24 protein-coding genes are annotated in these 24,962 nt (G+C 63.8%); 13 read left to right on the top strand and 11 right to left on the bottom strand.

What is annotated here, in order from left to right; translation table 11 throughout:
- Positions 1–51 precede the first annotated feature (51 nt).
- Positions 52–2,205, bottom strand: coding sequence for a TonB-dependent receptor (locus VPH41_RS11935; RefSeq protein ID WP_328570163.1), 2,154 nt, complete (start codon positions 2,203–2,205; stop codon positions 52–54).
- 364 nt (positions 2,206–2,569) lie between these two features.
- On the opposite strand from VPH41_RS11935, the gene VPH41_RS11930 reads away from it, so the two are divergent.
- Positions 2,570–4,801 carry an NADP-dependent isocitrate dehydrogenase gene (locus VPH41_RS11930; protein ID WP_328570162.1) on the top strand — a complete coding sequence of 744 codons (2,232 nt, stop codon included), beginning with the start codon at positions 2,570–2,572 and terminating at the stop codon, positions 4,799–4,801.
- 95 nt (positions 4,802–4,896) lie between these two features.
- Here VPH41_RS11930 and VPH41_RS11925 read toward each other — a convergent pair whose 3' ends face one another.
- The 3 genes from VPH41_RS11925 to VPH41_RS11915 all read right to left on the bottom strand — a co-directional run bounded on the left by VPH41_RS11925 (position 4,897) and on the right by VPH41_RS11915 (position 7,231).
- Positions 4,897–5,340, bottom strand: coding sequence for a DUF411 domain-containing protein (locus VPH41_RS11925; RefSeq protein WP_328570161.1), 444 nt, complete (start codon positions 5,338–5,340; stop codon positions 4,897–4,899).
- A gap of 102 nt (positions 5,341–5,442) precedes the next feature.
- Positions 5,443–5,838, bottom strand: a complete 396-nt coding sequence (locus VPH41_RS11920) for a hypothetical protein (protein WP_328570160.1) — start codon at positions 5,836–5,838, stop codon at positions 5,443–5,445.
- 49 nt (positions 5,839–5,887) lie between these two features.
- Positions 5,888–7,231, bottom strand: coding sequence for a sensor domain-containing protein (locus tag VPH41_RS11915; protein ID WP_328570159.1), 1,344 nt, complete (start codon positions 7,229–7,231; stop codon positions 5,888–5,890).
- A 257-nt stretch (positions 7,232–7,488) separates the two neighbouring features.
- On the opposite strand from VPH41_RS11915, the gene VPH41_RS11910 reads away from it, so the two are divergent.
- Positions 7,489–9,108 carry a hypothetical protein gene (locus tag VPH41_RS11910; protein ID WP_328570158.1) on the top strand — a complete coding sequence of 540 codons (1,620 nt, stop codon included), beginning with the start codon at positions 7,489–7,491 and terminating at the stop codon, positions 9,106–9,108.
- An 83-nt stretch (positions 9,109–9,191) separates the two neighbouring features.
- Here VPH41_RS11910 and VPH41_RS11905 read toward each other — a convergent pair whose 3' ends face one another.
- Positions 9,192–10,556, bottom strand: a complete 1,365-nt coding sequence (locus VPH41_RS11905) for an amino acid permease (protein WP_328570157.1) — start codon at positions 10,554–10,556, stop codon at positions 9,192–9,194.
- 189 nt (positions 10,557–10,745) lie between these two features.
- Between VPH41_RS11905 and VPH41_RS11900 the strand changes: the two genes are divergently transcribed.
- Complete coding sequence (locus VPH41_RS11900; protein WP_328570156.1) at positions 10,746–11,429, top strand: YoaK family protein; 684 nt, start codon at positions 10,746–10,748, stop codon at positions 11,427–11,429.
- Here the strand turns inward: VPH41_RS11900 and VPH41_RS11895 are convergent.
- Positions 11,426–11,878, bottom strand: a complete 453-nt coding sequence (locus VPH41_RS11895; protein WP_226941064.1) for an acyl-CoA thioesterase — start codon at positions 11,876–11,878, stop codon at positions 11,426–11,428. The genes VPH41_RS11900 and VPH41_RS11895 overlap by 4 nt on opposite strands.
- 135 nt (positions 11,879–12,013) lie before the next feature.
- Here VPH41_RS11895 and VPH41_RS11890 point away from each other — a divergent pair, with 135 nt between their 5' ends.
- The 3 genes from VPH41_RS11890 to VPH41_RS11880 are packed head-to-tail and all read left to right on the top strand — an operon-like array spanning position 12,014 to position 14,206.
- Positions 12,014–12,754 carry a GntR family transcriptional regulator gene (locus VPH41_RS11890; protein WP_328570155.1) on the top strand — a complete coding sequence of 247 codons (741 nt, stop codon included), beginning with the start codon at positions 12,014–12,016 and terminating at the stop codon, positions 12,752–12,754.
- Positions 12,741–13,496, top strand: a complete 756-nt coding sequence (locus tag VPH41_RS11885; RefSeq protein WP_328570154.1) for an SDR family NAD(P)-dependent oxidoreductase — start codon at positions 12,741–12,743, stop codon at positions 13,494–13,496. Before VPH41_RS11890 ends, VPH41_RS11885 begins: the two co-directional genes overlap by 14 nt.
- Positions 13,497–13,513: 17 nt before the next feature.
- Positions 13,514–14,206, top strand: coding sequence for an aspartate/glutamate racemase family protein (locus VPH41_RS11880; RefSeq protein WP_328570153.1), 693 nt, complete (start codon positions 13,514–13,516; stop codon positions 14,204–14,206).
- Here VPH41_RS11880 and VPH41_RS11875 read toward each other — a convergent pair whose 3' ends face one another.
- Complete coding sequence (locus VPH41_RS11875; RefSeq protein ID WP_152281426.1) at positions 14,207–14,689, bottom strand: heme-degrading domain-containing protein; 483 nt, start codon at positions 14,687–14,689, stop codon at positions 14,207–14,209. It abuts the gene before it with no gap.
- Between the two features lie 94 nt (positions 14,690–14,783).
- On the opposite strand from VPH41_RS11875, the gene alkB reads away from it, so the two are divergent.
- A complete protein-coding gene (alkB, locus tag VPH41_RS11870) occupies positions 14,784–15,446 on the top strand; it encodes a DNA oxidative demethylase AlkB (protein WP_328570152.1) in 663 nt (220 codons plus the stop codon).
- Here the strand turns inward: alkB and VPH41_RS11865 are convergent.
- From VPH41_RS11865 to VPH41_RS11855, 3 genes are read right to left on the bottom strand one after another with little or no spacing between them, the layout of a single operon-like run.
- Complete coding sequence (locus VPH41_RS11865; RefSeq protein WP_152281428.1) at positions 15,418–15,858, bottom strand: hypothetical protein; 441 nt, start codon at positions 15,856–15,858, stop codon at positions 15,418–15,420. The genes alkB and VPH41_RS11865 overlap by 29 nt on opposite strands.
- A gap of 39 nt (positions 15,859–15,897) precedes the next feature.
- A complete protein-coding gene (locus VPH41_RS11860; RefSeq protein ID WP_152281429.1) occupies positions 15,898–16,155 on the bottom strand; it encodes a hypothetical protein in 258 nt (85 codons plus the stop codon).
- A gap of 15 nt (positions 16,156–16,170) precedes the next feature.
- The gene (locus VPH41_RS11855) at positions 16,171–16,506 is read right to left on the bottom strand and encodes an ArsR/SmtB family transcription factor (protein WP_328570151.1); all 336 of its coding nucleotides are present in this window, start codon (positions 16,504–16,506) and stop codon (positions 16,171–16,173) included.
- Positions 16,507–16,634: 128 nt separating this feature from the next.
- Between VPH41_RS11855 and folE2 the strand changes: the two genes are divergently transcribed.
- Entirely contained in the window at positions 16,635–17,558 is a 924-nt protein-coding gene (gene folE2 / locus VPH41_RS11850) for a GTP cyclohydrolase FolE2 (protein WP_328570150.1), read from the top strand.
- A 46-nt stretch (positions 17,559–17,604) separates the two neighbouring features.
- Complete coding sequence (locus tag VPH41_RS11845) at positions 17,605–17,778, top strand: hypothetical protein (RefSeq protein WP_328570149.1); 174 nt, start codon at positions 17,605–17,607, stop codon at positions 17,776–17,778.
- Between the two features lie 241 nt (positions 17,779–18,019).
- On the opposite strand, the gene VPH41_RS11840 is transcribed toward VPH41_RS11845, so the two are convergent.
- On the bottom strand, positions 18,020–18,622 hold the full coding sequence (locus VPH41_RS11840; protein WP_328570148.1) for a hypothetical protein: 603 nt from the start codon (positions 18,620–18,622) through the stop codon (positions 18,020–18,022).
- Between the two features lie 153 nt (positions 18,623–18,775).
- Here VPH41_RS11840 and VPH41_RS11835 point away from each other — a divergent pair, with 153 nt between their 5' ends.
- From VPH41_RS11835 to VPH41_RS11820, 4 genes are all read left to right on the top strand, one after another.
- Entirely contained in the window at positions 18,776–21,112 is a 2,337-nt protein-coding gene (locus VPH41_RS11835; RefSeq protein ID WP_328570147.1) for a heparinase II/III domain-containing protein, read from the top strand.
- Positions 21,113–21,203: 91 nt separating this feature from the next.
- Positions 21,204–22,016 carry a class D beta-lactamase gene (blaOXA, locus tag VPH41_RS11830; protein ID WP_328570146.1) on the top strand — a complete coding sequence of 271 codons (813 nt, stop codon included), beginning with the start codon at positions 21,204–21,206 and terminating at the stop codon, positions 22,014–22,016.
- Complete coding sequence (locus tag VPH41_RS11825; protein ID WP_328570145.1) at positions 22,013–22,408, top strand: hypothetical protein; 396 nt, start codon at positions 22,013–22,015, stop codon at positions 22,406–22,408. The genes blaOXA and VPH41_RS11825 overlap by 4 nt, the downstream gene beginning before the upstream one ends.
- Positions 22,409–22,482: 74 nt before the next feature.
- On the top strand, positions 22,483–24,942 hold the full coding sequence (locus VPH41_RS11820) for a penicillin-binding protein 1A (RefSeq protein ID WP_328570144.1): 2,460 nt from the start codon (positions 22,483–22,485) through the stop codon (positions 24,940–24,942).
- Positions 24,943–24,962: the final 20 nt, after the last annotated feature.

Below are 24,962 nucleotides of genomic sequence, written 5' to 3'. Positions count from 1 at the left end.
CGCGATTGATCTTGCTGCCGGCGCGCAGTGCATGCCGGCAGCCGCTGCCCGTCAAAAATCCACGGCGGCAGACAGTTGCAGCGTGCGGGGCGCCGATTGCGAGATCGTGCCGTACGAGGCCACGCCGGCCCAGTAATGGCGGTCGAACGCGTTCATCAGGCCGCCGCGCAAGATGGTCGCCTTGCCGGCGATGGCCGTGCGGTAGCGCAGGCCCAGGTCCACCTTGGTCCAGGACGGCACCGACTGCACGTTCGCCTGGTCCACATACTGCTTGCCCGTGTAGCTGACGGCGCCCGTGGCCGTCAGGCCGGGCCAGTACGGCAGGTCCCATTCGCCGCCCAGGTTGGCCATGGACGTGGGGACGCCCACGGGGCGCTTGCCCATGGTGGCGGCGCTGTTGGTCTTTACCAGGCGCCCGTCGAGCAGGGTGATGCCGGCCAGCAGGCGCACGGCCTTGCTGGCGGCGCCGGACAGGTTCAGTTCCAGGCCCCGGTTGCGCTGTTCGCTGTCCATGCTGTACACCTTGCCATACAGTGCGCCACTGGGTTTGCTGACCTGGAACACGGCCAGGGTCGCCAGCACCACGCCCAGATCGGCCTTGGTGCCCACCTCGTACTGCTTGCTCTTGTACGGGGCGAAGACCTGGCCCGCGTTGTCGGCGATGTTGGGCGCGATATCGCCCTTGCTCAAGCCCTCGATATAGTTCGCATACAGCGACACGTTGCGCAGCGGCTTGACGACGATGCCGGCCAGCGGCGTCAATGCTCCCTGTTTGTAGCGGGTGGTCAGCGCCCCCGTGGTGGCATGGTAGTTCTTCGATTCGACCAGCTGGCGGCGCACGCCCAGGGTCAGCTGCACGCGCTGGTCCAGCATGTCCAGGGTGTCGGCCACGGCCAGGCTGGACAGGGTGGAGGCAGACAGTTTCGGCGCGCGGGCCGGCGCGGCAATGCCGGGGTCGGGCACGGCCACGGGACGATAGATGTTCGAAGAAATAAGCTTGCCGGAATTGCTCACGCTGCCAAATTCGTCCTGGTAGACATTGCCCATCACGACCAGCGCATGCTCGACGCCGCCCGTGCGAAAGCGCGCGCGCACGCCCGTGTCCGCGCTGGCGCGGCGCACGCGGAATTTCCAGTTCATGGGCGTGACCGTCATGTCGCCCGCCGCGCTGGTGATGGTCGGCGTCTGGTCCGAATAGCGCGACACGTCGGAGCGGGTGCCGCCCGCGTCGGCAAACACGGTGACGTTGTCGTTCAGGTCGTATTCGACCTTGCCCAGGGTGGCCAGGTCATTGGACTTCCACCAGCCCCAGGACTGGGCGATATTTCGCCGGCCATCGGGCGCTGCCGGCACGGGCAGGCGCGCGGCCACGAGGAAGGGGCGCGTGGGCGCGTCGATCCACTGGTATTGCTCGATCACGTCGAGTGAGGCGCGCAGGCGCTGGCCCTGGTAATCGAGGGCCACGGCCGCCACTTCCGCGCGCGAGGTCTGGTGGTCGAGCGGCGTCTTGCCCTGGCGGTGCAAGCCATTGAAGCGGATGCCGAAGCGCCGTTCCTCGCCGAAGCGGCGGCTGACGTCGATGGCCGCGCCCAGCTGCGCGGTGGAACCGTAATCGACGGTCAGTCGCGTCAGGTCGCGCGGCAGCGAGCGTTTCGGCACGGCATTGACGACGCCGCCCACGCCGCCATTGGGTGACATGCCGTACAGCAGGGCAGCGGGTCCCTTGAGCACTTCCACGCTCTGCAGATATTCCGTAAATAAATGGTAGTTGGGCGAGACGCCGTACACGCCGTCAAACGCCACTTCGCTCAGATTGCCCTCGTTGAGGGGAAAGCCGCGGATGAAGAAGGAATCCGTGACGCCGCCGATCTGGCCCGTGAAGCGGGTGGACGGGTCGCCGCCCAGCACTTCGGCCAGGGTCAGCGCCTGCTGGTCCAGCATGCGCTGGCTGGTATAGCTGTTGACGCTGAACGGCGTGTCGAGCAAGTCTTTTTCGCCCAGCATGCCGGCGCGGGCGCTTTTGGCGATCTGTCCGCCGGCGTCCGCTTCGGCCTGTCCGTTGACGAGCACGGTGGCAATTGGAGTGGAGGCATCGCTTGTCACCTGGGCGATCGCCTGCGGCGTCACGCTGGCAACGAGCAGGCCGGCGAGGATCAAACGCGTGGTGAGGTGGGGAAGGGCGAGTCGGGAATGGGGAATGGGCATCAGGGGCAAGCGTATAAAGTTGATAGGGAGGAATTGTACTCAGGATATTATAAATGAGAATCATTACGATTTATAATGATTAAATATCCATTGCTGCTACGGTCGCGTACATGCCGCGCGCATGCCTGGAGGGCATTTCCGCGCGGAAAATGGCCATCCTGGGCCTTCAGACCCGGATATTTGCTGTCTTATATAAGATTCGTCGCCATCGGATACACAAACAGCGGCAGGACAGTCTAAAATACGTGGTGGGCAAGCACGGCGTCACCGCCGGCACACTAGCCGTCCAAAGCAAGGCTAACCGTCCTGTGTTTGGAATGAAGAAAGTTAACCACCAGGCATCACCGCATACAAGGGAATGAACATGGCAACACAAAAATCCAAAATCATCTACACGCTGACTGACGAGGCGCCGCTGCTCGCGACGTATTCCCTGCTGCCAATTATCAAAAAATTCACCGCGCCGGCTGGCGTGGACGTGGTCTCCAGCGATATTTCGGTGGCGGCCCGTGTACTGGCTGAATTTCCCGAATTCCTGACGGACGCGCAAAAAGTCCCGAACACCCTGGCTGAACTGGGCAAGCTGACCCAACTGGCCGATACCAATATCATCAAACTGCCGAACATCAGCGCCTCGCAAGGCCAGCTGATCGCCTGCGTGCGCGAATTGCAAGGCCGTGGCTACAAGCTGCCGGACTATCCGGAAGACGCGAAGACGGACGAAGAAAAAGCCCTGAAAGCGCGCTACGGCAAGTGCATCGGCAGCTCGGTCAATCCGGTCCTGCGTGAAGGCAACTCCGACCGCCGCGCACCGAAGGCCGTCAAAGAGTACGCACGCAAGCACCCGCATTCGATGGGCGAGTGGAGCCAGGCTTCGCAAACCCACGTTTCGCACATGCATCATGGCGACTTCTACCATGGCGAAAAATCGCTGACCCTGGAAAAGGCCCGCGACGTCAAGATGGAACTGGTCACGGCGTCGGGCAAGACCATCGTGCTGAAACCGAAGGTTTCCCTGCAAGCGGGCGAAATCATCGACAGCATGTTCATGAGCAAGAAAGCGCTGCTGGAGTTCTACGAGAAGGAAATCGACGACGCCTTCAAGACGGGCGTGATGTTCTCGCTGCACGTCAAGGCCACCATGATGAAAGTGTCGCACCCGATCGTCTTCGGCCACTGCGTACGCATTTTCTACAAGGACGCGTTTGCCAAGCACGCCGAGCTGTTCGACAAACTGGGTGTCAATGTCAACAACGGCATGAGCAACCTGTACGACAAGATCGAGACCCTGCCAGCGTCGCAAAAGGATGAAATCCTGAAGGACCTGCACGCTTGCCACGCCAACCGTCCTGAACTGGCCATGGTCGATTCGGCCAAGGGTATCACCAACTTCCACTCGCCGAACGACATCATCGTCGACGCGTCGATGCCAGCCATGATCCGTATCGGCGGCAAGATGTGGGGTGCCGATGGCCGTCCGAAAGACGTCAAGGCAGTCATGCCGGAATCGACGTTCGCACGCATCTACCAGGAAATGATCGGCTTCTGCAAATGGCATGGCAACTTCGATCCGAAGACCATGGGCACCGTGCCGAACGTGGGCCTGATGGCGCAGCAAGCGGAAGAATACGGTTCGCACGACAAGACGTTTGAAGTGCCGGAAGGCGGCATCGCCAACATCACCGACCTGGAAACGGGCGAAGTGCTGCTGACGCAAACGGTGGAAGAGGGCGACATCTGGCGCATGTGCCAGGTCAAGGACGCGCCGATCCGCGACTGGGTCAAGCTGGCCGTCACGCGCGCGCGCAACTCGGGCATGCCTGCCGTGTTCTGGCTCGATTCCTACCGTCCGCACGAGAACGAAGTCATCAAGAAGGTACAGGTTTACCTGAAGGATCACGACACCAAGGGCCTGGACATCCAGATCATGTCGCAGACGCGCGCCATGCGCTACACCCTGGAACGCGCGTTCCGCGGCCTGGACACCATCTCCGTGACCGGCAACATCCTGCGCGATTACCTGACCGACCTGTTCCCGATCCTGGAACTGGGCACGTCCGCCAAGATGCTGTCGATCGTGCCGCTGATGGCCGGTGGCGGCATGTACGAAACGGGCGCCGGCGGTTCCGCACCGAAGCACGTCAAGCAGCTGGTGGAAGAAAACCATCTGCGCTGGGATTCGCTGGGCGAGTTCCTGGCCCTGGCCGTGTCGCTGGAAGACATGGGCATCAAGACGGGCAATGCGAAGGCCAAAATCCTCGCGAAAACCCTGGACGAAGCGACGGGCAAGCTGCTGGACAACAACAAGTCGCCATCGCCACGCACCGGCGAGCTGGACAACCGCGGCAGCCATTTCTACCTGGCCATGTACTGGGCGCAAGCTCTGGCGGCACAGAAGGATGACGCGGAACTGGCGGCCCACTTTGCGCCAGTGGCCAAGGCTCTGGCCGAGAACGAAGAAAAGATCGTTGCCGAGCTGAAAGCAGTCCAAGGCAAGGAAATGGATATCGGCGGCTACTACCTGCCAGATCCAGCGAAGACGGAAGCAGTCATGCGCCCGAGCGCCAGCCTGAATGCCGTGCTGGACAGCATCTAAGGCAGTCCTGACAGGCAGACAGTTCCTGACTGCTGCCTGATAAAAAAAACGCCGCCGGAAGCGATTCCGGCGGCGTTTTTCATTTGCGTTCAGTCTTACTTGTAGTGCTTGTAGACCTCGGTGCTGCCATTGTTCTTGACCAGCAGGACGTCATACGCATCCTTGCGCGGTCCTTCCATGCCTGGCGAGCCCATGGGCATTGCCGGCACGGCCAGGCCCTTGGCCTTGGGTTTGTCGCGCAGCAGCTGCTTGATGTCGCTGGCCGGTACATGGCCTTCGATGGCGTAACCGTTGACAAGACCCGTGTGGCAGGACCCGAGCGCATCGGGAATGCCGGCCAGCTTGCGGTATTGCGCCGGCATTTCCACGTTTTTCGCGCGCACCGTAAAGCCGTTCGCTTCCAGGTGCTTGATCCATTCGGAACAGCAGCCGCACGAGGCGCTCTTGTAGACTTCAATGACGGGCAGGGCCGCCATGGCGAACGTGGGTAGGCCCAACATGGCGGCGAAGGCGCCGCGCAATAGGAAATGTTTGATCATGGTGATGCTTTCATACAAATAATGTCTGTCGTGGCCGCCTTGGCGGCCTGTTTTTTGAGGGGGAGTTGCGCGCGCGCACAGGACCAGGTGCGCTGGCTGCGCTCAGGCGGAAAACTGTCTCGGGGGCCGGCGTGGGCCGTCGGGAATGAATCCCGCCAGCAAGGGGGCGTTTGCGGCCGTGACTTGTTGCGCGCCGGTGCAGGCGGCAGGCGGCAGGGCCAGGCAGGGCGGCATCAGTGCGCCCAGGCAAAACCCCGAACAGGCGCCGCAGGCGGGCGGCTTGGCAGGGGCCTTGCCATCTTCCGGCGTGCCGTCGCTGTCCGCGATGGCGGATGGCAGCGCACCGTGATGCCGGCATGCCGCGGCCATGGGGGCGGCAGGCGATGCAAGTACGGGGGCGGGCGGCGCGCACAGCCGCATGGTGCCCGCAGCGGCCGCTTGCAGCGGCACTGCCGCGATCAGCAGCAGGATCAGCCATGTTTTGAAGAGTCTTAGCATCGCCGGAAAGTATAGCATAGGGGCAATTTCCTCCGAGTACGGCCGCCCGCTAGCGCGACGCTGCGGCGAGCACCTTCGATGCGTACATGGCCCGGTCCGCATGGCGCAGCAGCAGCTGCATGGTATCGCCATCTTCCGGATAGTGGGCCACGCCGATGCTGACTGCGATCTGCAGCTGGTGCCCGTTGCCCAGGTGCAGCGGCGCGGCCAGGGCCGCGTGGATCTTTTGTTCGATCAGGCTGACGTCCATGGGAGTGGCCGTGCTTTCCAGAAGCACGACGAATTCATCGCCGCCCATTCTGGCCAGGGTGTCGGTTTCTCGCATGCAATCCCGCAGGCGGCTCGCCACCGTCTGCAGCAGCAGGTCGCCACAGGCATGGCCGTGGTCGTCGTTGACGCGCTTGAAGTTGTCGAGGTCCAGGAACAGCAGCGACAGCCGGCCTTCCTGGCGGTGCGCGCGCGCGAACGCCGTGTGCAGGCGGTCGTGGAACAGGCGGCGGTTCGGCAGGCGGGTCAGTTCGTCGTGCATGGCCATGAACTGCATCTGCGTCTGCAGTTGCTGGCGCTCGATGGCGGTGGCCAGCTGTTTGGCGACGAATTGCAGCAGATCCTGGTCCTGCTCCGTGCCGATGACGGCATTCTGGTCGCCCTGCAAGGCCAGCACGCCGATGCTGCCCAGCGAGGAATACAGCGGCACGGCGAGCCAGCACGAGGACAGGCCGCAGGCTGCCGTTTGCAGCGCCAGGGGCAGGCCGGCCAGCTGTCCCGCCTGCAGCAGCAGGGGGCGGCCGCTGCGCAGCACTTCGTCGCACAGCAGGCTGGCCAGCGATGACGTGGGCTGGGGCGTGCTGTCGTCCGCATGGCAGGTCATGGGCGCTTGCGCGCCGTGCTCGCCATGCAGCAGCAAGGTCAGGCTGCGCGTGGGCAAGTGTTCGCCGATGATGTGCTGGATGCGGTGCAGCAGGGCGGGCAAGTCCTGCGTCGCCTGCATGGCTTCGGAGATGGCGTACAGCGCCGCCTGCTTTGCCTGCGCCTGTTTTAGCAGGGTGATGTCGCGCGCCACGGCCACGCGCAGCTGGTCGGCCGCGGACCAGCGGGCGGACCACATGATGTGCGCCAGGCTGCCATCCTTGCGCAGGTAGCGGTTTTCAAAGTGCGTCTGCGCATGGCCATCCATGATGGCGCGCGCGGCGGCCAGGGTGCGCGCGCGGTCGGCGGGGGCAACCATGTCGAGCATGAGCTTGCCGATCATTTCCTGCTGCGTGTAGCCGAAGATGCGTTCGCAGGCCGTGCTGACGAACACAAAACGCCCGTCCACGTCGACCATGCACACGGCATCGAGCAACAAGTCGGTAAAGCTGGACAGCGGGGCGCGCAGAATCTTGTGTTCCATACTGGCATTTTAATGGACATTCCCGGCAGTGATTCAACTTGTTGGGGGTAGGCGAGGTGGGCGGCATGAAAATGTTTCATTTCCCCGACGCTCATGCTTTGCCCTTTATTGCCGTTAATGCAGTATTGCCATGCAGTACTTGCCACCACCTTGGATAAGGTGACGCAAGATTTGCCTGGCGCCAGGTAATTGCGAAAAATTTAACCATATCGATATTTTATGATGCCCCTATCCGCCACTTGCAAGGTTACAGCGCCATGACCTCCATTTCTCCATTGTCCAGCTGGAACAGCGCCCCGTCGCGCACGTCCTCCATCACGCCGAACCGCGCGGATGCCGCGTCGCCGTCGCCCGTGTCCACACCATCGTCCATCGTTGCTTTCAGTCCCGAGAGCGTGAACGGCAGCAGCGGGGCGGCGCTGCCGAAACCGCCGATGGTGTGGGAAAGCGCCACGCGCGACAAGGTGAGCGAGGCGATGACGAAAAGTTTTTCCTCGTATGCGTTTGGCGGCCGCTTCAGCGGCCTGGGCGCGGCCATGCTGGGACAGGCCAAGCTGGGAAACTACAATTTCTCGCAGGCGATGCGGCAGCCGCCGCCCAGTACCACGCCCAATGTCTACGGGGCATCGGCCATCGCGCCGGGCGACCTGCATGGCAATGGCGAAGACAGGGTTGCCCTCAGCATCACCACCAGGAGTGGCGTGGAAGTCAAGCTGTCGCTCGATAGCCAGGGCGACGGCCTGGCCGTGAACATGACGACGAGCGGCGACCTCAGCGATGCTGAAGCCAGCGCGCTGGGCGACCTGGCGAAGGGTTTCCAGGACGCCATCGACGGCATGGGCCAAAGCACGCCGAAAATCAAGCTGGAGGGCTTGATGCAGTTCGACCAGCAGGTGCTGGCGTCGGTGAAGCTGCATGCGGAAGTCAAGGTGCGCGGCGAACCGGAAAGCGTGCAAACGCTGGATTTCCAGGCCGATGGCGCGCAGCGCAAGATCAGCTTCAGCGGCGAGGCCGGCACCCTGGATCTGAAGGTCGACGCCAGTCAGCTCAATACCCTGGGCAGCCGCGAGCGGCAAGCCAAGGCGCTGGACAGTTATATGAAGCAATTCGACCAGGCGGCGTCGCGCGGCCATGGCGACGCGGGCCTGGTGGCCATGCTCAAGGATGGCTTTACTGCCCTGCATAGCAATACCGCCGCGCCGCAAGCGGCCACGGAGACTCCCGAGACGGGCAAGTGGCGCCTGGCGGCCGAGGACAAGTCCATCCTGACGGGGCTGGCGGACTTCAGCGCTTCCGTATCGCAAACCGTGCAATTCAGCAATCCCATGCGCAGCGCGGAAAAGGATGGCTTCAACTATGAAGTGTCGCAGAAGACGGCACAGACCGGTGCCAGCCAGGACGCGCGTTCGATCAGGCAGCAGCAGCAATCAAAGCTCAGCGCCAGCTTCCATCAGACGCTCGTCCCCGGCGTGCCGCTGCGCCTGACGACCAGTACGGAATCGCAGAACTATACCTACCACCAGATCGAGGATACGGCCAGCAGCGACGCGCAGGTGGCCTACAAGGATGGCAAGATGGTGAAGGCGAGCTTGCGGCAGGAAGGCAGCCAGTCCGAGCATGTCATGAAGTATTTCATGGGCAAGCTGGAATCGGACAAGACCACGCCAGGCAACTATTCCGTGCTGCGCGACTTGTTGCCCGTGCTGGGGCCGTACCGGACGGGCGAGCTGGGCATGACGCCAGAGAAAAAGGCGGAGCAGCGCCAGCAGGCGATGCTGAGCTTGAGCGACGACGTGCTGCTGCAATCGTATGCGGGCCAGAGCATCGGCCTGTGGCGAGCCGATGTGTTGCCGGGAGAGGGCGGGGCCGCCGCGTAGCAATAGACGGCGAGACCGCGTTCAATGCAAAAAGCCCGTCTTCCTGCGAAGACGGGCTTTTTGTCTGATGCGGCGCAAACAGCTTATGCCTTGGCCTTGTTCTGCTTGATCCAGTAGCCGATGCCCAGCGCGGCCAGCCACACGGGAATCAAGTAGACGGAGATGCGCAGGCCCGGCGTCAGGTACATGATCACCAGGATGCCGGCCAGGAAGACCAGGCACAGGTAGTTGGTGAACGGGTAGCCCAGGCTCTGGAACAAGGTCGTCTTGCCTTCGAGCTTCTTCTGTGCGCGGAAGCGCAGGTGGATCCAGCTGATCATGGCCCAGTTGATGATCAGCGCCGACACCACCAGGCCCATCAGCACTTCGAACGCTTCGCCCGGCATGAAATAATTGACCACCACGCAGGCGCCCGTGGCCAGGGCCGACACGCCCAGCGCCACCAGCGGTACGCCGCGGCGGTTCAGGTGCAGCAGTGCGCGCGGCGCATTGCCCTGTTTGGCCAGGCCGAACAGCATGCGCGTGTTGCAGTACACGCCGCTGTTGTAGACGGACAGGGCGGCCGTCAGCACTACCACGTTCAGGGCTGTGGCCACCAGGTTGCTGTCAAGCGCATGGAAGATCAGCACGAACGGGCTGCCGCCGGTGACGACGTTTTGCCACGGATACAGCGACAGCAGGATGCCCAGCGCGCCGATGTAAAAGATCAGGATGCGGTAGATGGCCTGGTTGGTGGCGCGCGGGATCGTCGTGCTCGGGTCATCCGCCTCGGCCGCCGTGATGCCCACCAGTTCCAGGCCGCCGAACGAGAACATGATGACGGCCATGGCCATCACCAGGCCTTGCCAGCCATTCGGGAAGAAGCCGCCGTGCTGCCACAGGTTGGCCACGGAGGCTTGCGGGCCCGCGTCGCCGGAGGCCAGCAGGTACGCGCCGAAGACGATCATGCCGATGATGGCGACCACCTTGATGATGGCGAACCAGAATTCCATTTCGCCGAAGGCTTTGACATTCAGCAAGCTGATGGCGTTGATGGCGCAAAAGAAGACGAGGGCCGAGACCCAGGTGGGCACGCCGGGCCACCAGTACTGCACGTAGATGCCGACAGCCGTCAGTTCGGCCATGCTGACGAGCACATACAGCACCCAGTAGTTCCAGCCCGACAGGAAGCCGGGCAGGTGGCCGCAGTATTTGTCGGCAAAATAGCTGAAGGAGCCGGCGACGGGTTCGTCGACCACCATCTCGCCCAACTGGCGCATGATCATAAAGGCGATGACGCCGGCGATGCCATAGCCCAGCAGCACGGAGGGGCCGGCCATCTTGATGGTTTGCGCGATGCCCAGAAACAGGCCGGTGCCGATGGCGCCGCCCAGGGCGATGAGCTGGATGTGGCGGCTTTTCAGGCCGCGCTTGAGCTCTTGTGGTTCGGTATTCCCGACTGCCGTCATATGTTTTGTCCTGTTTTTACGGGGCTGAGGTCGCTGATTCTAAAGCATGGGCGCGCAAATCAGGAGCGAAATGCATGTTGCACTGCGGGGGCGCAAGAAAAGCACGGTATCTTCGCTGAACGGCGCGTAAAACCCCTGCCGTCCGCGGCGCCTGCTTGGTATGATGGCGGCAAATTTCAAGGAGAACGTATGAATGTTGCGCAGCGCAGCCGCTTGCAGGGCATCAGCCTGGGCTTTTTGGCCGGCTATGTCGACACCCTGGGCTTTGTCGCCCTGTTTGGCCTGTTCACGGCCCATGTGACGGGCAACTTCGTGCTGATCGGCGCGGCGCTGGCCAACGCCACGCATGCCTCGATCGCCCTCAAGCTGCTGGCATTTCCCGCGTTTATCGTGGGCGTGGCGGCCGCGCGGCTGCTGAGCGTGGCGGCCGAACGCCGCGGCGGACCGGCGCTGCGCCTGACGCTGCTGCTGGAACTGGTGCTGCTGCTCGGTTTCATGGTGTTTGGCGTGCTGGCCGAACCGCTGGGGCCCGAGCCGGGCGCGCTGGCCATGGCGGCCGGCCTGTTCGGCGCGGCGGCCATGGGCGCGCACAGCGCCATCAGCCGGTTGCTGCTGGCCCACCTGGCGCCCACGTCCATGATGACGGGCAATGTCACGCAAGTGGTGATCGATACGGTCGACGTGCTGCGCGGCGCGGCCGACGGCGCCACGCGCGAACGCTGCGTCAAATTCTTCTGGCCATTGCTGGGCTTTGCCGTGGGCGCCATCATGGCCGCCTTTGCCTACCTGGCCGTGGGCTTCGCCGCGCTGGCCGTGCCGCTGGTGATCCTGCTGGCGCTGATCGCGCTGGAACCGGCGCGCCTGCCGGCCTAGTCCTGCGCCGGCTGGCGCGCCGCGACGATGGCCGGCTCGTACACGGCCAGAAATTCCGCCGGCAAGCGGCGCGCGCGTCCGCTGCTCAATTCGATGCAGATCAATTCCCAGCGTCCGCGCACGACGGTGGCGCCGTCGCTGTCGCGGATCAGCTGGAAGCGCCGTTCCATGCTCGAGCGGCCGTCGCTGGCGCACAGCCAGGTGGCCAGGGTCAGCGCTTCGCCGGCGCGCGTGGGCAGCAGGTAGTCGTACTCGCCGCGGCGTATCGCCATGGCCCGGTCCAGGCGCCGGTAATCGTCCAGATCCAGCCCCAGGGTGGCCGAATGGTGCCAGCCGATATGTTCGCACCAGCGCACGTAGACGGCGTTGTTGGTGTGCTGCAAGCCATCGATGTCGGCCTCTTCGGGCGTGACGGGCAGGGTGTAGGCGTGCGGATAATCCCAGTTCAAGTGCGGTCCTTTCGATGCAGTGGCTGCCGATTGTACGTTCTTGCGGCGTTTCCTGCCTCCCGCGCACGCGGGGAAAAACGCTGTTTTTTGCATTGATGTATGATGCATCATAATTTACCGACTCTCAAGCCACCCATGAACCCATCCCTGGACAGCCTGGTGCACGTTAACCTGGGCAAGTCCGTGTACGCGACGCTGCGCGATGCGCTGGCGGCCGGGCGCTTCCAGCCGAACGACCGGCTGCGCATCCGCGAACTGGCGCTGCAGCTGGGCACCAGCGTGACCCCCGTGCGCGACGCCATGCTGCAACTGGTGCAGGAAGAGGCGCTCGTGCTGCGCTCGCCGCGCGACTTCCGCGTGCCCGTGCTGAGCGTGGCGCGCTACCTGGAAATCCGCGCGCTGCGCCTGGAACTGGAAGGACTGGGCGCGTTTGAAGCGGCGCAGCGCATCGACGACGCCACCCTGGCCGACCTGGAGCGCCTGCTGCAGGCGAACGAAGACGCCATCGCGCGGCACGACCTGGCGGCCGCCCTGCAATGCAACCAGGCGTTTCACTTGGGCCTGGCGCAGGCGGCCGGCATGCCGACCCTGAAGCGCTTCGTCGACCACTTGTGGATGCAGACGGCGCCCCTGATCGCCGCCGGCTACGCCAGCTTTTCGCCCGACATGCGGGTGGGCCACCACCATGCCATCCTCGTCGCGCTGCGCCAGCGCGACGGCGCGGCCGCGCGGCGCGCCATCGAGCAGGACATTCTCGACGGCGGGACGCAGATGCTGGCCTACGTGATGCGCCAGGAGCGCCTGCACGGCGCGGGTGGCGCGGAACAACATGCAGAACAGGACAAGGAAGAACATGACAAACATGACAGACATTAAACACGCGAGCGAACAGAAAACCGCCATCGTCACGGGGGCCAGCCGCGGCATCGGCCACGCCGTGGCCGAACGCTTCCGTAGTCTGGGCTGGCGCGTCATCACCGTATCGCGCAGCCCGATTCCCGGCGGCTGCCCGCGCAGCCAGGAGCACAATACGCATGTGTGCATGGATTTGTCGGACCTGAGCCAGATCGGCCAGATGGTCGATACCCTGCGCCCCATGCTGGGCGACTCCAAACTGCATGCGCTGGTGAACAATGCGGGCGTGTCGCCGAAGGGGCCGGGCGGCTCGCGCGTCAATTCGCTCACGACGGACATGCAGACCTGGCAGGAAATGTACAACACGAATTTCTTTGCGCCGTTGGCGCTGACGCGCGGCTTCGCGCAGGAATTGTCGAACGCGCATGGCTCCGTGGTGAATCTGTGCTCGATCGCCGGCTATCGCGTGCACCCGTTTGCCGGTTCCGCCTACGCCAGCTCGAAGGCGGCGCTGGCCTCGCTGACGCGCGAAATGGCCAACGACATGGCGCCGCTGAACGTGCGCGTGAACGCCATCGCGCCGGGCGAAATCGACACGGCCATCCTGTCGCCCGGCACCTCGCACATCGTCGACACGCAGATCCCGCTGCGCCGCCTGGGCACGACGGCCGAAGTGGCCGACCTGGTGGAATTCCTGTGCAGCGAGCGCGCCTCGTACATCACGGGCGCGGAAATTCCCATCGACGGCGGCCAGCGCATTTGATTGAAAAGGAAGATCGCATGACTCGACATATCGGTATCGTCGGCTGCTCGGCCGAAGGCGCGTCCCTGTGCTACCGCACGATTTGCGAAGAGGGCGCGCATGCGCTGGGCGCGTATGAACATCCGGAAGTGACGCTGCACACGCCGCCGCTGGCGCGCTATGTGGCGTGCCTGAACGCGGGCGACCTGGCCGGTGTGGCCGAACTGATGCTGGCGTCGGCGCGCAAGCTGGCCGCCGCCGGGGCCGACTTCCTGATTTGCCCCGACAACACCATCCACCAGGCATTCGAGCTGATGGCGCCCCGTTCGCCGCTGCCCTGGCTGCATATCGCGGACGTCGTGGCCAGCGAGGCGGCCGCCCGCGCTTACCAACGCGTCGGCCTGACGGGCACGCGCTGGCTGGTCGACAGCGCCGTGTATCCGGACAGGCTGGCCGCGCGCGGCATCGCCTGCGTGCGGCCCGGCGAGGACGAGCGCAGCGAGATCAACCGCATCATCATGGAGGAGCTGGTGCCGGGGATCGTCAAGCAGGACAGCGTGGCGCGCTTCCAGGCCATCATCGCCGGCCTGCGCGAGCAGGGCTGCGACGCCGTCATCCTCGGCTGCACGGAAATCCCGCTGATCATCAGCGACGCCAATTCGCCGCTGCCGACTCTCGATTCCACGCGCCTGCTGGCGCGCGCCGCCCTGCGCCAGGCGCTGGCCGCCTGACTATTTGTCGAGTTGAGTATCGAGCTGCGCCTGCAGCGCGGCCACCACCAGCGCGTGGTCGTCCGCCTGCGCCAGGCCGGACACGGTGACCGTGCCGACCAGTCCCACGCCGCGTATCAGCAGGGGAAAGGCGCCGCCATGGCCCGCGTACTCGATGTCGTCGAGGTATTTCACGTCTTCGAAGGTGCTGCCGCGGCTCTTATACGAAATGCCCATGTAGTAGGAACTGCGGCAAAAGCGCTGCACCGTGTTGTTCTTGCGGCGTATCCAGTCCGCCTGGTCCGCCGTGGCGCCCGTCATGGCGTGATGGAACAGGACGTGGCCGTTGCGCGTGATGTTGACGGTGACGGCCTTGCCCCGCTTGCGCACTTCCTCGACGATCCACAGGCCCACGGCCAGCGCCGCGTCGTTGTCGAAGCGTTCGAATTGCAGGGATTCTTCCTGTTGCGCCAGGGTTTGCAGCAAATCGGCGTAATGATCCATCGTGGCAGTCGGTGGTAGTGGCTGGAAGCGCTACTGTAGCGCACCCCGGGGCCGGCGCGCGCGCTTTTTCTGCGCGGCGGCTAAAATAGGCGGCATGAACCTGTCCCTGTTTGCCGATGACGATTACGCCCCGCTGGGTCCGGCGCCGCTGGTGCCCGGTGCGACAGCGTCGGTGCTTCTGCGCGGTTTTGCCCTGCCATATCTGGACGAGATGCTGCCGGCGCTGGACGCCATCGTGCTGGCGGCGCCCCTGCGCCACATGGCCACGCCGGGCGGCTTGCGCATGTCCGTTGCCATGAGCAATTGCGGTGCCCTGGGCTGGGTCACGGACGCGCGCGGCTACCGCTATGCGGGCCTCGATCCCGTCAGCGGTCAGCCCTGGCCGCCCATGCCGCCCGTGTTCCTGCGCCTGGCGCAGGAGGCGGCGCTGGCGGCCGGCTATCCCGGTTTCACGCCCGACGCCTGCCTCGTCAACTGCTACGCGCCCGGTGTGCGCATGGCCCTGCACCAGGACCGCGACGAATGCGATTTCACGGCGCCCATCGTGTCCGTCTCGCTGGGCCTGCCCGCCACTTTTCTATTCGGCGGGGCGCAGCGGGCCGACAAGGCGGCGCGCATCGCGCTGCTGCACGGCGACGTGGTGGCGTGGGGCGGCGCCGACCGCCTGCGCTTCCACGGCGTGGCGCCCCTGAAGGAGGGCGAACACGCGCTGCTTGGCGCGCAGCGCATCAATCTGACGTTTCGCAAGGCTGCCTGAGCTGGCGCCAGGCCGTTCCCCGCTTGAGAAGATAGTGCGCATGCACGTAGCGCCACGGAATGGCCAGGTAGACCAGCACCACGAACGCACATTCGAACGCCGTTGCCGCAGTGGCGGGATCGAGCTGGCCGTTCAGCCACTGGGGCAGCGGCACGAGCAGCAGCCAGAGGGTCTTCCACAGCGCTTCCCACAGCAGCACGGGCAGCATCTGCAGCGGATAGCGCAGGCCCAGCAGGCATAGCAGCGAGAACGCGGCCAGCATGCAGTTCACCGTGCCACGCGCCAGCTCCCACGGCTGGTGCGGCGTGACGATGCCGGGCCACAGCACGCTGCCGAGACCCAGCACGACCAGCAGATACATGGCGCGCAGCGCATACAGGCGGGCGGTCGAGACGGTATTCATGGTGGACATGGTGGGTTCTCCTGCTTGTGGGGGGATGGCGAAAGGGGCTTACTCGACTTCCTTGAGGATTTTCTCCAGGCCGTCCAGGCGCGCCTGGATCTGCGCCGTGGCAGCGCTCAGCGCGGCCAGCGCCGCTGCCGTTGCCGCCTGCGAGGCAGCCATGGAGCGGGCCAGTTCCTGGTAGGCGCCGTCCTGCGCCAGCCGGGCGCGCGCCTGCACGATGCCGGACGCATATTTGAAGGCGAAGATGATGACGGCCGCCGTGCAGGGGAAGAAGAAGGCGGCGAAAAAGATGTTTTCAGACATGATGACCTCTACAGTTCAGGATGGATCCGGGTTGGGAGTAAGCGTAGACGCGGCCGCGGCGATGCTGGCCGGCGTCAGCAGCAATTCGAAGGGACTGGCTTCGAAGTAATTGAGGGCCTTGCCGTCGTGCGACAGCTCCAGCTGGCTGGTGACCAGGCCTGCGTGTTCCAGCTTTTGCAAGTGCAGATGCAGCAGGGGACGGCTGATGCCCAGGTCGCGCGCCAGCTGACTGATGTAGTTGCGCCCGCCGCTGGCCAGCGCCGCGATGATGCGCAGCCGGTGCGGATTGTCGAGCGCCGCCAGCATGGCCAGCAAGCGGTTGCCAGTAGGGGAGGTATGTGTATCTGTCATGTGTCAACATTATCTAACATATGACAGGTCGTCAAGCGAAATTGCGATGCCGGTTTAATGCAAGGTACTTGCAAATGTGGTGATTTTTCTCCATGATATGCAACTTGTTTGCATATGGAGTGTCCAGCATGAAGCGCGATCCCCTTTCCTTGCCCCTGCCCGATGTGGCGGCCGGTCCCCATCTGGGCAATCCCTTGCCGCTCGAGTGGGTGGGCATGCAGGGCATCGCCTTGCCGCTGTGGCTGGAAGAGGGTGGGCAGGCGCAGCAAGTGCATGCCTGGGCCGACGTGCAGGTCGATTTGCCCGACCCGCACATCAAGGGCATCCATATGTCGCGCCTGTATTTGCTGCTCGATGCGTTTGCCGCTGCCCAGCCGCTCGATGCGGGCGCGCTGGCCGCCGTGCTGCGGCGCATGGTGGACAGCCACGCCGATTGCGGCAGCACGCAGGCGCGCCTGGCGCTGGCCTTTCCCCTGCTGCGGCGCCAGCCGGCGTTGTTGACGGCAGGGCTGGCCGGCTGGAAATCGTATCCCGTGCGTCTGCAGGCCAGCTGCTCGCCGCAGGGGTTCGCCCTGTCGCTGACGGTGGAGGTCGGCTATTCATCGACCTGTCCGTGTTCGGCGGCGCTGGCGCGGCAGCTGCTGGCCGACGCCTTTGCGGCGCAGTTCGGCACTGGCCCCATCGATGGGGGCGCCGCCCGCCAGTGGCTGCAGGAACACGCAAGCCTGGCCACGCCGCACAGCCAGCGCAGCACGGCGACGGTCACCGTGCCATTGACGGAGCAGGCGGAGCTGGACCTGTTTCCCCTGATCGACCTGGTGGAGGCCGCGCTGGCGACGCCGCTGCAGACGGCCGTGAAACGGGCCGACGAACAGGCGTTCGCGCGCTTGAATGGTGCTAACCTGATGTACGTGGAAGACGCGGCCCGCCGCGTGCAGGCGGCGCTGGCGCCGCTTGGGCCGCATTATGGGCAGGCGTGTGTTACCGTGCGGCATATGGAAAGCTTGCATCCGCACGATGCCGTGGCGCAGGCGGGAATGGGGCCGTCTTGACGGCAAGCCGCCGCGCTTTTTTTCCCTGACCTTGGAGGAATGCATCATGCCGGAGAAAAACGAACAGGCTGTCGCCGATGGCTCGCTGGAACAGGAACTGGAGCGCGAACGGCGCGAGCATGCGCTGATCGACGAGGAAAAGCTTGGGATGGATGAGCTTGAAGAAGAGCGGCTGAAGCGCGGGGACCCGGCGGAGAAGGAAGACAAGTCCAGGCGCTAGCCTGGCATCGTTGCGCAAAGGCGCCGCATATGGCCCTCCCGGATTTATTTTATTGATAATTTCCCACTGAAAAACTTATAAAAATGATATCGTCATGATTGTTGACGATAGTTTTAAATCATTTTGGATATGAGGAGCGGGGATGGCGATATTTTTTCAGGGCGAGAACGTTCGGTGCCGGAGTCTGGCGGACACGATGGGGAAAAAAGCAAAAGGGAAATCTCTATTGCTATCTTCCTTGTTACTGGTAGCTGCAAATACTGCCGCAATGCCGCTGTCGATTTCTCCGGGCCATCCGCGCCTGCTTACCACGCAAACGGCCATCGATCAGCTGGCGGCCCGATTGCCATTGGCGCCGGCTGTTTTTCCAGCCGCGGGCGGAACCATCGCCTTTGATTTTACCGCAGCGCAGAAAAATCCGGCTATCGATAACGGGCAGTTGATTTTCGGCGAAATGGATAGCAATAACGGAAGAAGCGGCATATTCTTCCGGCATACGGATCAGGATACTGCCAGCACGGCAAGGATACAGATCGGCCTGCTGCAAAAGGCCATCGGCAGCCAGGTGGCCCGGTATATTGCATTTCAGGTGGTGGATCTGCCCATAGGCGTGGCGACGCGGATAGAATTTGGCTGGAATAGCGTTGCAAAGACGACCAGCCTCAAAATAGACGGCGTCAACAAACCGATGGCCCTCGAATGGCTGCGTGTCGACTCGGATAATCCGAATAGCGCAAAGGTCGAGTTTTCCCCGGACCAGACGGCTTTTCAATTTCCTGGCAGGGTCAATGAGCCGATCAGCAATTTTGTATTGAAAGACGGGCAGGGCAGTATCCTCGTACATTATCCCGATGCCATCGACCTGAAGCTGGCGACGGCCTGGATGGATTTCTTACGGCTGGTGAATTTGGATGTGGCATCGCTCAATACCTGTCCCACATCAGCCTCGCCTTCGACCAGCCCCGCCGTGTGCAGTACGGCGCTCGGGCATCGCAACATGATGATTGCCACTGCCCAGCAACTGGCCCTGGCCTATAAACTGAGCAAACAGCCGGTGTATTTTTCGACAGTCTTGAACTATATCGATAAACTGCGTGCCGTTCCACTGAATGCGGGCGGCGATATGTCGATGGGCGGGCGCGTGATCGCGCTGGGCATCCTGTATGACTGGCTGCATGCCGAGTTGGGGCAGACCGTCGTCCCGGGCGACCCGGGCCAGGCAAGCTATCTGACGGCGATGGCCGCCACCATCCGGGCTACCATCGTTGCGCCTGCGGCGCCGGGGGACACCAATCTGCTCAGCGAAATCTGCGGTTTGCAGGGCCTGTCTTCCTCCGCATTCGATTGCGCCGTCAAGCCGGTTTTCAGCCACTGGAACCGCTATGCCTCGCCGCCGCAGCCGTCGGTCGCCCATGCCTACCTGGCTGGCATGAACTTCAGCAGCGTGTACGGCGCGGCCGTCGGTCTGCTGGCCATCGCCGATGCGTCAAACGCCGACGTGCTGCCCATGATCGACACGGCGTATAGCCATTTCAACGAAGGCTTCCTGGCCGTGCGTCGCGATATTTCCGTCGATGGCGGATACCACTCCGGTTTTTCCTACAGCCTGGTCGACTTGCCTTCCCGCCTGCTGCTGTGGAACACGGCGGTGCAAGACGCGGGCGACATGGGGCAGGTGTCCGAATGGCTGCCGAAAACCATCTATCCTTACATTTACGGCCTGCGTGACGATAAAAGCTATCCGGCCAGCGGAGACAACTTCGTCACCTTGTCCACCGGTACACTGGTCGGTAGCGTCGCGCTGTGGGCCGCCGCCCACGCCAATGATGGCAATGCGTGGAATTTTTACCAGGAGCAAGTGCGTGGGCAGCGCCAGGCGCCGAACCGTTATCCCTACATACTCGAACAGCTGTTGTGGCCCGTGAATACGGCGGCCTTGAATGCGCCGGCGGAACTGGATCTGTCGCGCCATTTCCGCCGTTCGGGCCAGGTGCTGATGCGCGACCGCTGGACGTACGCCGATGCGACGTTGCTGGAGTTTAAGTCCACTTCGTTTATCAGCGATAATCACCACCATCTGGACCAGAACAGCATTTCCCTCAATTACAAGGGGCCCTTGCTGGTCGATTCGGGCCGCTACGACGCCTATGCCAGTGCGCATTGGGCCAACTACTATACGCGCAGCATCGCGCACAATACGGTCATCGCATTCGATGCTAATGAGCGCTTCCAGCGCCCGGGCAATGGCGGGAGCAAGGTGGAATTCAGCAATGACGGAGGCCAATGGGTGGGCAGCGCGCGCCAGCCCTATCCCACGCTGGAAGAGATACAGCCGGGCGCTGTCAATGCGATGGATGGCATCGTCAATTACGAATACACACCCGCCTATACTTATGTCCGCGGCAATGCAAGCAAGGCTTATGCCACAAGCAAGCTGGATCAGGCGCAAGGCTTCTTGCGCAGCATCGTGTACTTGCCGGCACCGGCCACCGCTTCCCTGCCCATCGTCCTGATGTTCGACCGCGTGCGCACGCACGCCGCGCCAGCCACGTTTTTGCTGCACACGGTGAACGAACCGGTGGCGGCTGTCCCGGCTCCCGCGCTGGGGAATGGACAGTACCGTTTTGCCTATGCTGCCAGCGATGCGCGCGCCATCACCATCCGCAATGGCGGCGGCATGCTGATCACCCAAACGCTGCTGCCCGAGAATGCCGTGATTACCAAGGTCGGGGGGCTGGACGTGCACGGCCAGGTATGCGACCAGATCCGCGCCGATTCGGCCATCGGCATAGGCACTTTGCAGCCAGGCGGCCCCACCGGCGATTGCCGCTTCACGGTACGCACTTTGCAAGCAGACAATAGTTATAAATGGCGCAATTATCCGCCCAAGCCACGTACCTGGCCCTATGACGACAGTGTCACGGGAGACATTGGCGCCTGGCGCCTGGAGGTGCAGGCGGCCGGGAGCGCGCCTGCCGGTGCGGTCCAGTATTTCATGCACGCCTTGCACGTGGCGGACAATGACCTCGGCAGCGGCAGTGCCGGCAGCGGTTCGGCGCGGCGCCTGGTGGCGGACAGTCATACGGAAGCCGTGCTGATCGGCACGCAGACGGTGGTGGCGTTCAATCGCGACGCGGCGCCAGCGGCGCGCCTGAGCTGGAACGCGCCGGCCACGGCAAGCACCATCCTGGCGACGGGACTGTTACCCAATGCGGATTTTCTGCTGAGCCGGGTTGCAGCGCCGGATGGCGAGCAACTGGTGCTGGCGCAGGCGGCGCCGGGCAGTGCAACGTACCGCAGTTCGGCTGAGGGCGTGGTCAATATCGGCATGTAGAATAGCGGTAGGCGGCTTGTGTCGCCTACCGGCTCCCGGCCGCTGACGTGGCCGGATACTGACGACCACCTTCTATTTAACAAATAAACGCATGAATCTTTTTTTGCAAAGCGCGTTGTTGGCTGCATTGTCGGCCTTTTCCATCACGGCGGCCCACGCCTCCACCATCTGCACCGCCATGGCCGATGCCAAAACGGGCGCCGTCCTGCTGCAAGAGGGTAATTGCATCGACCGCGTCACTCCCGCATCCACGTTCAAGATCGCGCTCAGCCTGATGGGCTACGACGCGGGCTTCCTCAAGGATGAGCACAAGCCTCTCTTGCCCTACCGCCAGGGTTATGTGGACTGGGGCGGCGAAGCGTGGCGCCAGGATACGGACCCGTCGCGCTGGATGCAGTATTCCGTCGTCTGGTATTCGCAGCAGATCACGCAGGCGCTGGGCGCCGAGCGTTTCCAGAAGTACACGCGGGCGCTCGGCTACGGCAACGCCGATGTGTCGGGAGACAAGGGCAAGGACAATAGCCTGGAGCGCTCGTGGATCAGTTCTTCGCTGAAGATTTCGCCGCTGGAACAGCTGGGCTTTTTGCGCAAGCTGGTCAATTACCAGCTGCCCGTGACGAAACAGGCGATGCAGGAAACGCAGCGCCTGACGCGCCTGGCCGATGTGGGCGGCTGGCAAGTGCATGGCAAGACGGGCGCGGCCTTCCCGCGCAAGGCCGACGGCAGCTTTGACGAAGCGCATGGCTATGGCTGGTTCGTGGGCTGGGCCAGCAAGGGGGAAAAGTCGATCGTCTTCGCGCGCCTGGTGCAGGACGAGCAGAAGGGCCAGCAGTCGGCGGGCTTGCGCACGCGCGACACCATGCTGAAGGAATTGCCGGCCCTGCTGGAGCAGGCGCAGAAGTGACGCACTCGGTCGTCACGGCCACCTTCATCGCGACCGAGGGCGACTACCTGGAAGCCGTCATCGACGTGGACGGCCAGCGCCTGCACGTGATGGACGAGTTCGGCGGCGCGCAACTGGCCGCCGGCACGCAAGTGCGGCTCGCACTGTGGCCGCAAGCCAGCGAACTGGACGATTGGGACGCGATGTTCAAGGCCAATCCCGGCCGGGAAAAAGGCGTGTTGCGCCTCGATGGCTGGCGCTACCTGGCGCTGGGCGTCGTGGTCCAGGTCGATCCCGTCGTCTGCGACTGCGGCTGGCTGCAAGTGGCCGACCCTTTCCACACGCGCGATGAGCGCTGCGTGGGCGCGTACGTTGGCGTTACGCTGACCCGCCTGGATGCTTGCCTGCCGTAAATTCCAGCCCGCTTTGTTGCCCGCCCTATATACTTGCTGAAACGGATCATCCGGCATCAGACAAGGTTACAAGCATGGCATCAGGCATGGAGCAGTTTCAGGAAAAAGCACGGCAGGCATGGACATGGGCGCGCGCGCAGGCCTTGCGCGTGGCGGGCGTGGCGTGGGTGAGGGCGGTGGCGCTGTACCGGCGCGGCCATGCGCACTTGATGACCTTGCCGCCCGTGCGGCGCGCGCTGGTGCTGGGCCTGTGGTCGTTTCTGGCCCTGCTGGCGCTGCTGATCCTGTACATGCTGCTGCTGATCCCCCTGACGCCCAGCATCCACGACTTGCGCCAGGCGCGCGCGGCCGCGCCCAGCACCATGGTCAGCGCGGACGGCAAGGAACTGGCCCGTTTCGACCAGGGATTGCAGGAACGCGTGACGCTGCAGCAGATTTCGCCGAACGTGATCAGCGCCCTGATCTCGACGGAAGACCACCGTTTCTATGAACATCACGGCGTCGATTTCACCCGCACGGCGGGCGCCATCGTGCATACGGCGGGCGGCAACCCGCAGGGCGGTTCCACCATCACGCAGCAGCTGGCGCGCAATATGTTTCCCGAGGAAATCGGCCGCTCGCGCAGCCTGAACCGCAAGCTGAAGGAGCTGATCACGGCCCTGAAGATCGAGGCCACCTACAGCAAGACGGAAATCCTGGAAGCGTATCTGAACACGGTGCCGTTCCTGTACAACACCTACGGCATCGAAATGGCGGCCCGCACCTATTTCGACAAGCCCGCCTCGCGCCTCGATATCCTGGAAAGCGCCACCCTGGTCGGCATGCTCAAGGGTACGAATTACTACAATCCGGTCGGCAATCCCGAACGCTCCCTGCAGCGCCGCAATGTGGTGCTGGGCCAGATGCGCAAGCATGACGTCATCGACGAAGCGCGCTACAGGCAGCTGATCAAGCGTCCGCTGCGCCTGCATTTCGAGCGTCAGAGCGAGCGGGCGCAGTCGGACAGCCATTTCACGGCCTATGTGCGCAAATGGCTGATCGACTGGGCCGACGAGAACGATTACAACCTGGAACTGGACGCGCTGGTGGTGCACACCACGCTCGACTACGATTTGCAGCAGGCGGCCGAGCGCGCCGTCGAGCGCCAGGCGAATGCCTTGCAGGCGATTGCCGACGTGGAATGGAGCCGCGCAGGCGTGCCGTCATCCACCTCGACGGGCATGTATGCGGGCATGCAGGCCGGCAGCGTGGCATTCGATTATTTCTGGAAATCGCATCCGGCCCTGCTGGACGCCTTCGTGCGCGAGTCGGGCGACTACCGCAAGCTGACGGCCGCCGGCAGCACACCCGAGGCGGCGCTGGCGCAGCTGAAGGGCGACCGCGCCTTCATGGCCGCCCTGCGCAAGTCGAAGACGCGGCTGGAAGCGGGTTTTGCCGCCATGGACCCGGCCACGGGCGCCGTGCGCGCCTGGGTGGGCAGCCGCGATTTTGCGCGCGAACAATTCGACCACGTCTCGCAGGCGGCGCGCCAGCCCGGTTCCACCTTCAAGCCCATCGTGTATGGCGCGGCGCTGGAAAAGGGGCTGAGCCCCGACCATGTGTACCGCGACGCCGTGATGGATATCAAGGCGTCCGACGGCACGATATGGCGCCCGACGGACATGAGCGGCACGACGGGGCGCGACATGACTATGCGCGACGGCCTCGTGTACTCGAAAAACACGATCACGGCGCAGGTGATGCAGGACGTCGGCTTGCCGCCGATCATCAAGCTGGCGCGTGCGCTGGGCATCCGCGACAGCAAGCTGGAAAAAGTGCCGTCGCTGGCGCTGGGCACCAGTCCCGTCACCCTGCTGGAAATGGTCAATGCCTACGCCAGCATCGCGGCGCAGGGCGAGGCGCGCCTGCCGTTCGTCGTCACGCACATCACTGACCGCGAAGGCAAGATCATCGCCCGTTTCGGCGACGACAAGCCCAAGCGCGCCATGCAGGCCGCATCGGCGGCCACCCTGACGGACATGATGCGCGGTGTGATCGACCGCGGCACGGGCACGGCCATCCGCAGCCGCTTCGGCATCCGCTCCGACGTGGCCGGCAAGAGCGGCACCACGCAAAACAATGCGGACGGCTGGTTCATCCTGATGCACCCGGAACTGGTGGGCGGCGCCTGGGTAGGTTTCAATGACGCGCGCGTCACCATGCGCAGCAATTACTGGGGCCAGGGCGGCCACAACGCCGTGCTGGTGGTGGGCGACTTCTTCAAGACGGCGCTGGACACGGGCAAGCTGTCGCGCGACGCCATCTTCCCCGGCGGTAAGCCGCCGCCACCGCTGCGCCACGTGGAACCCGTCGAGGAACCGCAGGATGAGCCGGTGGAAGAGCCGGGCGACTTGCTGCAGGAGGGCGCACCGGCCGCGCCGCTGGCCATGCCGGCCGAAGCGGCCGATGGACAGGAGTCGCATGGCAAGGCGGTGCCGGAGGCGGCGCCGGCGCCTGTTCCGCAGCCGGCACCCGTGCCCGTGCCGCAGGGTTAAAAGGACCCAAGGGAGCATTC

The sequence above is a fragment of the Janthinobacterium sp. P210006 genome, from assembly GCF_036231885.1.
Taxonomy (GTDB): Bacteria; Pseudomonadota; Gammaproteobacteria; order Burkholderiales; family Burkholderiaceae_D; genus Janthinobacterium; species Janthinobacterium violaceinigrum.
This window is presented reverse-complemented; position numbering and strand designations above follow the sequence as displayed.